13 protein-coding genes are annotated in these 13,747 nt (G+C 49.7%); 2 read left to right on the forward strand and 11 right to left on the reverse strand.

Annotation, left to right across the window (positions count from 1 at the left end):
* Positions 1-260 precede the first annotated feature (260 nt).
* The 6 genes from DESTI_RS06805 to DESTI_RS06830 all read right to left on the reverse strand — a co-directional run bounded on the left by DESTI_RS06805 (position 261) and on the right by DESTI_RS06830 (position 6,946).
* Positions 261-1,463 carry an ABC transporter substrate-binding protein gene (locus tag DESTI_RS06805; RefSeq protein WP_014809226.1) on the reverse strand — a complete coding sequence of 401 codons (1,203 nt, stop codon included), beginning with the start codon at positions 1,461-1,463 and terminating at the stop codon, positions 261-263.
* A 40-nt stretch (positions 1,464-1,503) separates the two neighbouring features.
* A complete protein-coding gene (locus DESTI_RS06810; protein WP_014809227.1) occupies positions 1,504-2,550 on the reverse strand; it encodes a branched-chain amino acid ABC transporter permease in 1,047 nt (348 codons plus the stop codon).
* Positions 2,551-2,573: 23 nt separating this feature from the next.
* Positions 2,574-3,464 (reverse strand): branched-chain amino acid ABC transporter permease, encoded by an 891-nt coding sequence (locus DESTI_RS06815; protein WP_014809228.1) that lies wholly within the window; start codon positions 3,462-3,464, stop codon positions 2,574-2,576.
* A gap of 93 nt (positions 3,465-3,557) precedes the next feature.
* Positions 3,558-5,354: an AMP-dependent synthetase/ligase gene (locus tag DESTI_RS06820; RefSeq protein ID WP_014809229.1), complete on the reverse strand. Its 1,797-nt coding sequence runs from the start codon at positions 5,352-5,354 to the stop codon at positions 3,558-3,560.
* A gap of 28 nt (positions 5,355-5,382) precedes the next feature.
* Entirely contained in the window at positions 5,383-6,141 is a 759-nt protein-coding gene (locus tag DESTI_RS06825) for an ABC transporter ATP-binding protein (RefSeq protein WP_014809230.1), read from the reverse strand.
* Between the two features lie 10 nt (positions 6,142-6,151).
* A complete protein-coding gene (locus DESTI_RS06830; protein WP_014809231.1) occupies positions 6,152-6,946 on the reverse strand; it encodes an ABC transporter ATP-binding protein in 795 nt (264 codons plus the stop codon).
* 413 nt (positions 6,947-7,359) lie between these two features.
* Between DESTI_RS06830 and DESTI_RS06835 the strand changes: the two genes are divergently transcribed.
* Complete coding sequence (locus DESTI_RS06835; RefSeq protein ID WP_014809154.1) at positions 7,360-8,301, forward strand: IS110 family RNA-guided transposase; 942 nt, start codon at positions 7,360-7,362, stop codon at positions 8,299-8,301.
* 188 nt (positions 8,302-8,489) lie between these two features.
* Here the strand turns inward: DESTI_RS06835 and DESTI_RS06840 are convergent, their stop codons facing one another.
* Positions 8,490-9,662 (reverse strand): thiolase family protein, encoded by a 1,173-nt coding sequence (locus DESTI_RS06840; protein ID WP_014809233.1) that lies wholly within the window; start codon positions 9,660-9,662, stop codon positions 8,490-8,492.
* 894 nt (positions 9,663-10,556) lie between these two features.
* On the opposite strand from DESTI_RS06840, the gene DESTI_RS06845 reads away from it, so the two are divergent.
* Positions 10,557-11,696 (forward strand): acyl-CoA dehydrogenase family protein, encoded by a 1,140-nt coding sequence (locus tag DESTI_RS06845; RefSeq protein WP_014809234.1) that lies wholly within the window; start codon positions 10,557-10,559, stop codon positions 11,694-11,696.
* A gap of 92 nt (positions 11,697-11,788) precedes the next feature.
* Here the strand turns inward: DESTI_RS06845 and DESTI_RS06850 are convergent, their stop codons facing one another.
* The 4 genes from DESTI_RS06850 to DESTI_RS06865 are packed head-to-tail and all read right to left on the reverse strand — an operon-like array spanning position 11,789 to position 13,365.
* Positions 11,789-12,139 carry a hypothetical protein gene (locus tag DESTI_RS06850; protein ID WP_014809235.1) on the reverse strand — a complete coding sequence of 117 codons (351 nt, stop codon included), beginning with the start codon at positions 12,137-12,139 and terminating at the stop codon, positions 11,789-11,791.
* Between the two features lie 58 nt (positions 12,140-12,197).
* Positions 12,198-12,608 carry a hypothetical protein gene (locus DESTI_RS06855; protein ID WP_014809236.1) on the reverse strand — a complete coding sequence of 137 codons (411 nt, stop codon included), beginning with the start codon at positions 12,606-12,608 and terminating at the stop codon, positions 12,198-12,200.
* 11 nt (positions 12,609-12,619) lie between these two features.
* Positions 12,620-12,994 (reverse strand): phage holin family protein, encoded by a 375-nt coding sequence (locus DESTI_RS06860; protein ID WP_014809237.1) that lies wholly within the window; start codon positions 12,992-12,994, stop codon positions 12,620-12,622.
* A gap of 17 nt (positions 12,995-13,011) precedes the next feature.
* The gene (locus DESTI_RS06865; RefSeq protein WP_014809238.1) at positions 13,012-13,365 is read right to left on the reverse strand and encodes a hypothetical protein; all 354 of its coding nucleotides are present in this window, start codon (positions 13,363-13,365) and stop codon (positions 13,012-13,014) included.
* Positions 13,366-13,747: the final 382 nt, after the last annotated feature.

The following is a 13,747-nucleotide window of genomic DNA, read 5'->3' on the forward strand; positions in this document are numbered from 1 at the left end:
AAATGGGAGTAATAGCCGGAAACTAAGAAAATCCACAATCCTTATATGCGCTAACTTTGTTGTAATTCTCTGTCTCGCAGGGACTAAAGAGAATAGCCCGGTAATTCATTGCCGGGAATTTGTATATCAGCCGTCCCTCCGGGACTCGAAAATTATTAGGTTTTTCCGTAACCGGCGATGAATCGCCGGCCTATTGTCAGTTGTTCCTCCGGAACAAACGACCAAAAACACGATAAGTTAGCGTCTATACTCACAAATCCTTATTTCATTACTTTGGGTTCCCGCCAATCGGTCACGGGTTTCATCGTTCCTGCGGGCACGTCTGCTTTGTAGATCTTACACTTGTTCTGAGGGGCGTGGCTCGTGGATGTGTACGTAACCGGCGGCATGATTCCCGCCAGATCATAGTTGTTCAAGGTCTCCAGTGCAGACTTCAGCGATTCCGGGGTCAAATCCGTGCCGGCACGTTTCAGACCCTCTTCGAAGAGCAGCCCGACAGCCGCACCGGAGGTGTACAGCGAAGTGAGCATCTTCTTGGGATCCCGGTTGTATTTCTTGGCAAGCTCACGGACTTTGGCCATTCCCGGAGAATTGTCTTCCCAGCCACCGACGAAACTCACGCCATAGTAGTTGTTGGCCGCTGTTTTACATGCATTGATCACCATATCGTCGCAGGACCAGTTGATACCGAACACGGTGGGTTTGTAATCGAATTTCTCTGCATCCCTCAGGAAGGTGATAATGGGCGGGACAAGGTTACACGTGACCACGTAATCTACCCCGGCCTTTTTGAGGGCAAGTACCTGGGAACTGGCATCGACTGTGCCGATATTCAGAACCTGTTCTGCTTCCAGTTTGAGTCCATACTGCTGTGCTCGTTTTCTTGCCGCTTCCAATCCTTTTTTGCCGAACTCGGTTTCCGCGTACACTACCGCAATCTTGGGATTCTTTGCTTTAAGATCTTCCATGATGTAATCGAACATAATGTCGATCTGGGCTTCGTACGCTGCCCCGAAAATGAACATGTACGGTCTGTAGGGATTGTACATTTCCTCTGTAAGAGCGTTGGGAATGTTGGGGACTTTGTATTCCTGAATAAGGTCCATCAATGCGATTGTCTGTGGAGTTCCTCCGCATGTCACAATTGTGAGCACGTTATCGGTGAAGAGGAGTTTCTTGAATTGCGCGATTGCGTTGGGAGTTTTGAACTGATCGTCCTCCCAAAAGAGTTCTATCTTGCGCCCGTTTATACCGCCTTTTTCGCTCGCTTGACGAAAGACATCTTCTGTGCCCCAGCCGTAAGGAAGACCCAAAGCGGCGACCGGACCCGTTTTCACCATGATCATGCCCATTTTGACACTGTCTTTAGTAACACCTCTGGTTTCGGCGAAGCAGCAGGTGGACAACAGAGCCACCATTGCCAGCACAGTGCAGAGAATCCCCAACGATTTTCGGTTCAGCATTCTTCCTTCTCCTTCTTCGTCTTTGATTCTGAACTGGTGATTAATAGGTGAAAGGCCAATTTTTGAAACTCGTTCTGATTCGAACCCAAATTCCGTTCAACCCTGTAGGCTCGGCAATGAGAAACAGCATGATGAGCAGCCCGAATGCCGCTATATTCCATTCCTCATTGTAGCTTCCGTGAAAGAAAGCCATGTATTGGCCGAGAAACGTGAGACATGCTTTGATTACGTCCGGCATGACAGTCAGGAAAACCGCGCCGAATATTGTACCCAGAATCGACCCGAGTCCACCGACAATGATCATCGCAATATATTCAATGGATAGCAGGAGCGTAAAATTCTCGGGATGCAGATAGGTGATGGAATAGGCATAAAGACCACCGGCAACTCCGGCGTAGAACGCACTTATGGCAAACGACATCACTTTATAGTGCGTGAGATTAACCCCGATCACGCTTGCTGCAATGTCCTGATCGCGGATTGCCACGAATGCACGTCCGACTCTCGTCCGCATGAGATTCTTTGCCGCCGCTGTAAGGAGTATGACAACTACCAAAATCAGGTAAAACATGCTGTATTCGTTGGAAAGCGAATACCCGAAGAGCGACGGGCTCGGTACCTTTATCCCGCGGACACCCATTGTGAGCGATTCCCAGTGAGTGACTGCATATTCTACAACTATCCCGAAAGACATGGTAGCCATAGCGAGGTACAAACCTTTGAGACGCAGGCACGGAAACCCGAGAAGAATCCCGAATGCGGCAGCCACTATTCCGCCGCCTGGCAGCGTGATCCAAAAAGGTAGACCAAATCTCGTTGAAAGAATGGCCGCAGAGTACGCTCCCAATGCTACAAACGCGGCATGACCGAGGGAAATCTGGCCGGTAAATCCGGTGAGTATATTTAAACCGAGGGCAGCAATGATGGCTATCCCTGAAATATTGGCCATATAAACAAAATAAGGTCCTCCCCACCACGGAAGGGTCAAAAGTGCCGCCAGGAATAGCGTGAGCCAGGACTTGGTCCAGACCGTATTGAATATCTGAATGTCTTCTCTGTAGGATTCTCTAAAGGTCTTGCTTCTCATAAGCCTTCTTTCGAGCTGTCTTGTCAGACACGTTCAATCTCTTCTTTGCCGAACAGCCCGTACGGCCTGACCATAAGAACAATGAAAAGGACTACGAATGCAGTCAAATCCCGAACGCCCGGGAATGTTTGATCCAGGTATCCACCTACAAGGGTTTCCAGAATACCAATGACTATGCCGCCGATAATTGCTCCCGGAATACTCTCCATGCCGCCCAGAATCACAGCAGGGAATGCTTTGATGGCGACCAGAGCGAGACCGATATTCAGAACCATGACGTTCGCCAGAAATATCCCGGCAAGAGCGGCAATGACAAAAGACAGTCCCCATGTCATGGCAAAAACACGTTTAACGCTAATTCCCATGAGCATAGCAGTATCCAGATCGTTCGCTACACCCCGCATTGAAAGACCCAGGCGGGAATACCGGAAAAAGAGAAAGAAAAGGATCACCATAAGGGCGGAGACTCCGATTGCCCATAGATGCGTCTCGGAAAGCACAATGCCTTCAAAACTGATGGGAGCTTTAGAAAAAGGAGATGGGAAGACTTTATTATCATGGCCGAAGACGATTCCCGCCAGGCTCCTGAGGAAAATGGAAAGCCCAATGGTGATCATCACTGTCGAGAACTGTCCTTCTCCCACCAGTGGACGCAAGACGAGCCGTTCTGTCAGCATCCCGAATAAGAGGGCAAGGCCGCCTGTAATAATGACTGCCCACAGGAAAGGGACTCCAAGCATAATCAACGTATAACACACGAGAGCGCCGATCAGCATGGCCTCTCCATGAGCAAAGTTCAGAATATCCGTGGCCTTGTATATCAACACAAAGCCAAGTGCCGCCAGTGCATAGAGACTGCCCACTGCAATCCCTGACGCCACCAACTGCAGAAAAAAGAACAATCCGTCAGACAAGCCGTCATTCCTTTCAGTGAAAAGCGAGGTTCATTTGAACTCTGCATATGCTCGGGATCGGATTCCGTACCGCATATGATATCTGCATTGTCATTAATACATTTTATCGATCAAGTCTTTGTACTTCCGCTCCACTACGCTTCTTTTTACTTTCATGGTAGCAGTGAGCTCTTCGTCGTCCTGATCCAATTCCTTGTCCAGGATGGTGAACTTCTTGATAGTCTCCACACGGGCGAAGTTCTTGTTACTGGTTGCGACCTCTCCCTGGATCAGCTTCTGCACTTCAGGATGATTCGCAAGACTCTTGTAGTTCGTGTATGCAATACGATTCTCCTGCGCCCAATGTGCAACATTTTCATATTCAAGTTGAATGAGGCAACTGAGATATTTTCGCCGGTCTCCGATAACCACCGCTTCTTTTATGTACGGACTGAATTTGAGACTGTTTTCTATTTCGGAAGGTGAGATATTCTTTCCTGCGGCCGTTATGATGACGTCTTTCTTGCGGTCCGTGATGCGGAGATTTCCCTGCTCGTCGAACTCGCCCACGTCTCCGGTTCTCAGCCAACCATCATCCATAATTTCGCTGGTCGCCTCGGGTTTTCCGTAATATCCTACAAACACGGAATCGCCTCTCTGCATGATTTCACCATCGTCCGCGAGTTTCATCTCTATTCCGGGAATCGGAGGTCCTACCCATCCGATTTTCGGTTCGTTCGTGCGTGGCAGACATGAAATACCGGTACACTCCGTCATGCCGTAGGCTTCACGTATGGGAACTCCTATAGCAATGTAGAACCTGACGAGCTCCGGGGATATGGGAGCAGCTCCGCTCACGCAAATTCGGGCTTCCAGGAGACCGAGATGATTCTTGAGAGGCCTGAACAGCATCCAATACGCAATGCCGTTGAGAAGCTTCCACGCGGCGGGCAAAGGCTTTCCGCTCAGTCTGTAATCCGCAACCCGTTCTCCGATGCCAAACATCCATTTGTACACCCATTGTTTGAAAAACACGGATTCTTTCATGCGAATCACAACACTTGAATGCATCTTCTCCCAGATTCTCGGGACGCTGAGGAAAGCGGTCGGCGATATTTCTGCGAGATCTTGCTGGAGAGTTTCCACGCTTTCCGCGAAATTCACCGTGCATCCCGCCCACATGGGGAAAATCAGGGAAAACATGCGCTCCGCAATGTGGCACAGCGGCAAAGCAGACACGAACGAATCGGTATCCCGGAAATTGAGTATCTGAGACACGCCTGCAATCATGCTGAGCATATTCTTGTGCGTCAACATGGCACCTTTCGGTGCACCTGTCGTACCTGAAGTATACACAAGGATGGCCACACCTTCGGGCTGAGTGGCTCTGACCATATCCTCGAACAAACCCGGATGCTTCGCATCCAAGTCTTTTCCCAGGGATTCCACATCCGAAAAGCTGACGATCATGGGATCGGAGTAGCGCCTGAGACCCTTCATGTCTACGACGACAATATTCTTGAGCAAGGGGAGCTGGTGCTTTACCTCCAAGACTTTGTCCACCTGCTCCTGATCTCGTGCAACCACAAATGAGGATTCCGAATTCTCGAGTATATATTTTACCTGAGCTGCAACATTGGTGGGATAAATACCTACTGAAACCGCCGAAGATCCTTGCGCTGCGAGATCTGCGTAAAGCCATTCCCTGCAGTTGTCACCGAGAATGGATATCTTATCGCCGGCGTTCAGGCCCAGTACCTTGAGCCCCAACGCGAAATTCTTCACATGTTCCCAGTATTCGTTCCAGGAAGTGCGTTGCCAGATTCCAAGATCTTTCTCTCTGAGGGCGACTCTGTCGCGGTATATGTCTCGATTTTTCAGAAATAGTTTGGGAATGGTGTTATCACTCATGCGAGTTCCTCATCATTTCGGGTCACGGCTAATTTCCAAGATATGCCTCGATTACTCTCCGGTCGGAGCGCACTTCCGAGGGGGTGCCTTCGCTGATCTTGGAACCGAATTCAAGAACCGTAACCCGATCTGCTATGTCCATAACAACACCCATATCGTGCTCAACCAACATGATGGTGATGCCCATTTCATCTTTGATATCCAAGATGAATCGGGCAATATCTTCGGTTTCTTCCACGTTCATGCCCGCAACAGGCTCATCGAGCAGCAGGAGCTTGGGATTCATAGCGAGTGCTCGGCCAATCTCCACTCGTTTCCGAATACCGTATGGTAAGGTGGAAACAACTTTCTTTCGGACTTTCTCGATCTCCAGAAAATCTATGATTCGTTCCACGCGAAGTCTGTTTTCCACTTCTTCTTTCAACGCTTTTCCGAAAAAGAACGCTCCGGAGAAGGGCCCTGAACGCATGCGTATATGACGGCCCAAGAGCAGATTTTCTATGACCGTCATATGGGTGAATAAAGCGATATTTTGGAACGTACGAGCAACCCCCATTGCTGCAATCGCATACGGTTTCTTGAAAGTAATGGGATTCCCGTCGAGATGTATGCTGCCGGTCTTCGGTTTGTACACACCACTTATACAGTTGAAGAGAGAAGTCTTTCCAGCCCCATTAGGGCCGATTACCGCATGTATCTCCCCCTTGCGCACAGCGATTTCCAGTCTGTTGAGCGCAGTGATTCCTCCGAAGTGCAGAGAAAGGTCTCTTATGTCTAATAATTCCATTTCCGCAACCTCAGGACAGCCATCGTTTGCGGCGTTTATAGTGTTTTACATCCGCATAACTTTTCTTGTCCGAGTCTTCAGTGACTCCGAGATAAAATTCCTTGATATCTTCATTCTCCATGAGAGTCTGAGAAGAGCCGTCAAGGACAATTTTTCCGTTCTCCATGATGTATCCGTATTGAGCAAACTTGAGGGCGATAAGGGCGTTCTGCTCCACCAGAAGCAGAGAAGTCCCACGTTCTCTGTTTATTCGTGCCAAAATTCTGAAGATTTCTTTCACGACAAGAGGAGCCAGGCCGAGCGAAGGCTCATCCAACATGAGCAGCTTGGGACGTGCCATGAGAGCCCGCCCGATCACCAGCATCTGTTGCTCGCCTCCGCTGAGCAACAAAGCTCGCTGCTTGAACCGCTCACGGAGCAAAGGGAAATATTCGAGGACCATTTCAAGATCGCGGGAGACTTGTTTCCTGTCCTGCTGTGTATGTGCACCTATGCGGAGGTTTTCCGCGACACTCAAATCCTCGAAAACGCGTCTGCCCTCGGGAACAAGGGAAATTCCCATACGGACTATCCGGTCAGGATCCAGGCTGGTGATTGAATTCTGGTCGTACCGTATTTCGCCTTCTTCGACTTCACCGTTCTGGTATTGTACGATGCCGCTGATGGCCTTGAGAGTGGTAGTTTTTCCGGCGCCGTTTGCACCGAGCAGTGCCACTACACTCTTGTCGGGAACTTCCAGTGAAATCCCTTTCAGGACCATAATGACATTATTGAAAACTACCCGAATGTTGTTCACACTGAGCATGGCTTTACGTTCCGGGTCGATTATAGCAGTTGACGTAATTTCTAACCATTTGGACACCCTACCATTTATACGGAACGGTAGGGCCCGGCGTCCCTTGTATGTTTCTGTCCATGAAGTACTGAATCTCTGGAACCGGTACCGAGCTGAGGGGAGGGGCTGATACTGGATCAATGATACGAGGTACTTCAAAAAATAGGACTCTTGGTTGCCAAGATATAAGAGTCCTGATAGAGGGGGGATGCACGTCTGTCAGACTCTCTGCAGGAGTCGGGCAGAGGCACCGGTAGATCGTTCGTCCCTTGGTCCTCTGAGACTGCCCGGCAGCTGGATCACCGGAGGCCTTCGTGTAAAAAGCCCGAACAGTCGCCTGGACTCGTTGAGAAGTCCGTATCCACAAGGGTGGGATGTTACACATGCATGAAGAAGTTTTTGTTGGCATAGATATCTCTAAAGATCAGTTGGATGCGCATGTGCTGCCAAAAGGCATGCACACCACCGTCAAGAATGACACTCAAGGCATCGACTCGCTGATTGAGATCCTCCACGCAGAGACCCCCATGGTAATCGTGATGGAAGCCACCGGAGGCTACGAGATAACCGTTGCGGCCCAGTTAGGTCTCGCCGGCCTGCCGATCGCTGTCGTCAACCCTGGTCAGGTGCGGGACTTTGCCAAAGGCATCGGAAAACTCGCCAAGACAGACGCCATCGATGCTTATGTGCTGGCACGCTTTGCCCAAACGGTTAGGCCCATACCGAAGCCGCTGCCAACGGAGGACGAAAAGCAAATCAAGGAACTCGTAACACGTCGAAAGCAGCTTGTTGATTTGCGTGCATCAGAAAAGAATCGCCTCCATCGAGCCCGTTCCAATCGCGTGCAGCGCAGCATTCAAACGGTCATAGCAGCCCTAGATAAGGAAATCGAAGACATCGATAAAGATGTCGATGACCTTATCAGGAAATCGCCTCTGTGGCGTGAAACAGAGGAACTCCTCCGAACCTTCAAAGGCGTGGGCCCCATAACTGCCAGAGTGCTCATGGCAAAACTGCCCGAACTGGGACATGTCAGCCGTCATGAAATCAGTCGCCTCGTCGGCCTGGCGCCTCTCAACAAAGACAGCGGAAAGAAGAAAGGCAAGCGCGAGATTTCGGGTGGACGGGCGGATGTACGCTCAACCCTGTATATGGCTGCAGTCGCGGCCATAACGTCCAATGTAGTCATCAAGCCTTTCTATCAACGCCTCATTGAGGCTGGAAAACCTTTCAAGGTTGCCATCACGGCTTGTATGCGTAAGATGATCGTCATCCTAAACGCAATGCTCAAGAAAAAACAGCCTTTCCAGGTAGTTTTTCCTTGACAAGAAACACAGTCGCTGCCGGGCCGAACGGGTCGATTTGTTCTGAAAAAATGTGCCGGCACGGAGGCCGGCACCCACCAATTTTCGAGAAGCGCTTTTCGCAATCTGACGAAAATTGTGACATTTGCCGTAACACGAAGATATACGTGATAACTGAATTGAGAGATCTGCTTCCTTATCATTTGCAGCTACTCGAGACGCTCCAAAACCATGGCGAATCCCAGTCCGCCGCCGGCACATAGTGAAGCTACTCCAAAATTAAGATTTTGAGCCAGCATGCTATGAAAGAGCGTCACGATAAGTCTGCAGCCCGTCGCACCCACAGGGTGGCCGAGGGCAATTCCGCTTCCGTTCACGTTCACCTTGGTCCGATCGAGCTCCAATTCTTTCTCGCATGCAAGATACTGCGCCGCGAAGGCTTCATTGATCTCAAAACGGTCTATCCGATCGAGCCCAAGTCCAGCCTTTTTCAGAGCGCCGCGAATTGCCGGAACAGGACCGATCCCCATGATATTGGGATCGACACCCGCGACATGATAGGATTTGATACTTACGAGAGGGGCGAGTCCCAGTTCGGCAGCGGTTTCAAGAGTAGTAACGATGAGACCCGCTGCTCCGTCATTCATGCCGCAAGCGTTTCCGGCAGTCACCGTGCCGTCCTTCTTGAATGCCGCGGGGAGCCTGCTGAGCTGTTCCAAGGTAATATCTTTTCTGACGTGCTCATCGGTATCGAATATGATGGGCTCTTTTCTGGGCACAGGGACCGGTACAGGGACGATCTCGGCATTGAAGTCCCCCCGGGCGATAGCGGATGCAGCGCAATGATGGCTTCTGAGTGCGTACTCGTCCTGCTCCTGACGGGAAATGCCGTACTTCTCCGCCAGGTTTTCCGCTGTCAGACCCATGCCTACTCCTATGGGATACTCCTGCATCCCCCGCCACAGGAGATCATAGGCCTGAAGATGTTTGATTCGTTGGCCCCAGCGGGCGGATTCCATGATGTAGGGTGCGCAGCTCATGCTTTCAACGCCACCCGCGAGAACCATCCGAGCTTCACCACACTGAACGGACTGAACTGCATTAATAACGGCTTGCATAGACGATCCGCACGTGCTGTTTACCGTAAATGCCGGGACACTTTCCGAAATGCCCGCTCTGTACGCAGCGATACGTGCTATATTCACATCCAGAGGGGCAAAGCAGTTCCCCAGGATGACTTTGTCGATGTATGAGACGTCTTCGACAGTCTTTGCTACTTTCTCAATAACCAGTTGAGCCAGATCGGCCGGCGAAATCGATTTCAGCGAACCACCGAAATCGCCAACCGGAGTTCTCATTGCAGACGTGATGACCACTGTCACGAGTTACCTCCAACCTGCTGAACCACTTCGTGATCTCTATACACATTCGCTCCTTTTGACCGATTCGGTCCGGAACAGAGACCGGTCGCCACTGGTTGACAGTGGGGACTCGGCTTCCAAGCGCTCATGGTTTTTTTGTCCATTTGTCGGCGATGGTATGTGTGTATATTACGAAGTCTTTTTTTCCACAAAAAACAATATCCAAGCTCTCTCTCTACACGATATAATACCGATCCACATTCATCCGAATTACACAATCAAAGATTTGCGTTTGCTAGATCATAGCCGAATGTCGGAATCTCATCGTTAGCATCTTTGTTTCCAAAATGCACGTGCAAAACTCCTTCCCGGATCTCTGTCAATCACACGATCCAAAGAAGTATTCGCTTTGATTCCTGGAAGCCTTCGAAGCCATAACCGATATATTGTCGCAACATGTTTTGATCAGTCCGTGGAGCAGGATTTGTCTGAACGTGTGCACGTACGTTTCTTCGTTAAGACGGCTTCTATTTAACACCCCTTGATGAAGAAATCCAATACGAAGGGAACCTAACCGGTGATCGAAGCCACTGTCAAGTTTTTTTTCTTATATTTTCAGATAGTAAGCGGTATTATACAAAGTATTTTGAATATCGGCTCCAGCTCAACACTTTTTGATCGCCCATACTTGCCGCAGAGTCAAACAAGTTCAGATTTATCCAACTTCACTGCATGATACGGCTCCAGGGCGTCCTGGCATATATTCGTGACTTAAAGGCTCTGGAGGCAGGAGGACCTCCTCCACGATAAACTGAATGGATGCGCCATACGCTTCCGTTTTCCTTGACAAGCCCCTGGAGAGGAAAGTAGCATTCCGCCCGTTCACTATCACGCCTCTACAAAAGGAATCCTGTCATGGAATATACGCTGTCCGACGATCAGAGAAATATAGTAGAAGCAGCCCGAAAATTTGCCACCAAGGAATTTCCCCAGGTTGCGCGGGAATGCGATAGGGATGAGAAATTTCCTCGGGAATTATGGCAAAAGGCGGGCGAATTGGGGTTCATGGGGATATTCATCTCTCCAGAGTATGGTGGATTGGGTCTCGGCATTCTGGAGCATGCAATGGTCATGGAGGAGTTTTGGAGAGTTGACCCCGGAGTTGGCAACATTCTCCTTGCAGTGTTCGGAGCTGAAATCCTGGGAGCGTTCGGCACTGCAGAACAAAAACAGAAATATTTGCCCGCAATTGCTGAAGGCAAAGCAATCATGGGCTGCGCCATCACCGAGCCCAATGCAGGGAGCGATATCTTCGGGGTCAAGACGAGAGCTGCTAGGACGGAGAATGGCTACAGGATCAGCGGCACAAAGCAGTTCATAACAAACGGCAGCATTGCAGATTTCCTGGTCGTGTTCTGTCTCACCAATCCTGATGCCGAACCGACGAAACAGTTCAGTTTTGTCATGATAGAGCGGGACAGAAAGGGATTCACTTCAAGCAAACTTACCGGAAAAATGGGAATACGAGCATCAGATACGGCAGAGCTCTCCTTCGATGAGGTGGAAGTTCCGGCTGAAAACCTCATAGGCGGAAAAGAAGGGCAGGGGTTCAGGCAGGTCATGCATCTGTTCAACCTAAATCGAATTGTTGCTGCCGCTCAGGGAGTAGGCGTAGCTCAGGGTGCTCTGGACAAAGCCATATCGTATGTCAAGGAACGATCGCAGTTCGGATCTCCTTTGGCTTCTTTTCAGGGACTCCAGTTCAAGCTCGCGGAAATGGCAGCAGATATCGAGAGCGCACGATTACTCTACCATAAAGCTGCCTGGTCCGTGGACAACGGCACAATAGATCGCAAACTTATCTCCATAGCGAAGCTTCTCTCAGGCAAGACCGCTGTCCGGGTTACGGATGAAGCGCTCCAGCTCCACGGCGGGTACGGTTATATGGCTGAGTATGATGTGGAAAGATTCTATCGGGATGCCAAGATAGTGGAGATCTATGAAGGCACGAAAGAGATAGAAAAGGTCACCATAGCAAGGGAACTCCTGAAATAGAATTCTTGGCTGGTGACGAGGCCCGGCGTCCGCCGGGCCGAACGATACAATCCTTTTCTCAAGAGTAATAGTAATTACGGTGCTGTCAGGGATTAACGACGGACAAATGCCATAGCGACATCATAGAGCGCATCGATCACAGGTGCGGCATAGTATCGATTAGAGCGCCATCCGCCGCCTCCTCGACCGGCCAACAGCAGGCCCAAACCCAGTCCGACCCCGAACGCGATCAAGGTGGTTCTTTCAGGGTTTTTGTGAGCGTATTCGCTTACCTGGTGATACGAATCGCTCAGGACCTTAGATGTTTGATCGTATGCCTGGCTCGCGGCATGTTCCACTTTCTGGTAGGTTTCAGCACCGGCCTTCCGAATATCCTTTGGGATGACCGTGCCGCCTGTTTCTTCCAGAGTATGTTGTTCAAAGACTTGATCTTCAGTATTCATCTTCTTCTCCTCAACATTGATCGACCGTCTGTTGGTTGTAGATAATTGATGACCCCTGTCAATGTGTTAATCTGGATGTGTCACTTCGATGTTGTTCCAGGCGCGTGTTTATCCATTCCGTTGCTGCTTTTGTTGCAAGGCCCAACAGAGTCATCTTGATGATGCTCCGACCACTGTTTCTGGTCGAAAGATCGTGTATTGCAGCGGCAACTTGCTCCAGCGGATTGGCTCGTCTTCGAAATATTCCCGAGGCCAGAAAACCTACCCCTGCCGCAGCTCCTAAAGCCAAAAAGGGGTGTTTTCTGACCTGTCCTCGCCAATCCACTTTTTCATGAATCCGTTGGCCGAGCCGATTCACAGCTTCAGTGATAACTTCTTTCTTCTCATCGATATCTCTTCTTATCTCTTCTGCGCTGCGTCGGCCTTCCGTTCGCCTGGAACTCTGCATATTATCAGCTTCTTCGAGCATCTCATTTCTCCTTAATGCAAAAATGTCTCTTTCGAGTCCGTCCCTCGTGTTCTAAGTTGACGAACACCGACCAAGACCAAAAGCGATCCTATCAAGCCAAGTCCGATTCCTGTGAGCAGCGCAGCGACTTCAGGTTCCAAATAATACGTGAGAAGGATGATCAGTGCAGCAGTTAACGCAATGAGAGCGACCAGTAACACGGCGGCCCCGATAGCTACCTTGATAGCTCCCCTACTAAGATATTGCACTTCCTCGCGCGCTTCTTGTTTGATCAACTCTACTTCATCGCGTGCCAGTATCGTTGAATGATTAAGGATTTCTCCCACCAATTCGCTAAAGGATTCGCGCCGGTTGATAGGATGTTCCCTTATTGATTGGTGATTCATCGCAAAAAGCTCCCTCCTTACCTTCGTCGCACAAGAGCTCCGATGATCCAGCCTGCCGCTCCGGCAAGTAGAAGACTTAATCCGGGTTTTTCAGCGACGTGCTCTCGAATCTTGGCATTCATTCGTTCGTAATCAAAATGCTGAACATACTCTGCTGACCTGTCCAACCACTTAGACAATTCTCTCTCGTAACTACTTACTGTGGGTTCAAGATCTGAAGATGAGGCTTTCTGTGAAAGCTCTTCAGCAGCACTATGCAATTTTTCGGCAATCATCAGCTTGATATTCTCTAAACTGGAACTCTTGTCTTCGATTTCACGTAAGGTCAGGTCTTCACCGCTGCCCGAAAAACCGGAATCCTTTATTTCCATAATTACACCTCAATAATGCGAATCTACCGTATCATCAACCGCCTCTATCAATTTGTGCAGTCACAATCAGTGGAAGTAACACAATGTTCCGCATTTCCAAACCGAACCTTCTTGACATGCGCGACATCCGTTGACATGCCTTAAAGGAATATCTGTACGATTTTAGACAGTTCAAGGCCAGCAGAGTTTTATTTTCTTTCTTGTCGGCTTTTGAACCGAGCAATCCGGCATGTTTTATACCGATTCGCTGTTAGAGCGATTGCCCAAAATTCTGACCTTTATCCCACGCTTCAATACAAGATATTAATGGGGACCGGCGTTCCGTGCCGAAAGTGTCTCAAAAATCAAAATTTATCCCAGATCGTGGCACGAAGTTCTCATG

The organism is Desulfomonile tiedjei DSM 6799, assembly GCF_000266945.1.
In the GTDB taxonomy this organism is placed as follows: domain Bacteria; phylum Desulfobacterota; class Desulfomonilia; order Desulfomonilales; family Desulfomonilaceae; genus Desulfomonile; species Desulfomonile tiedjei.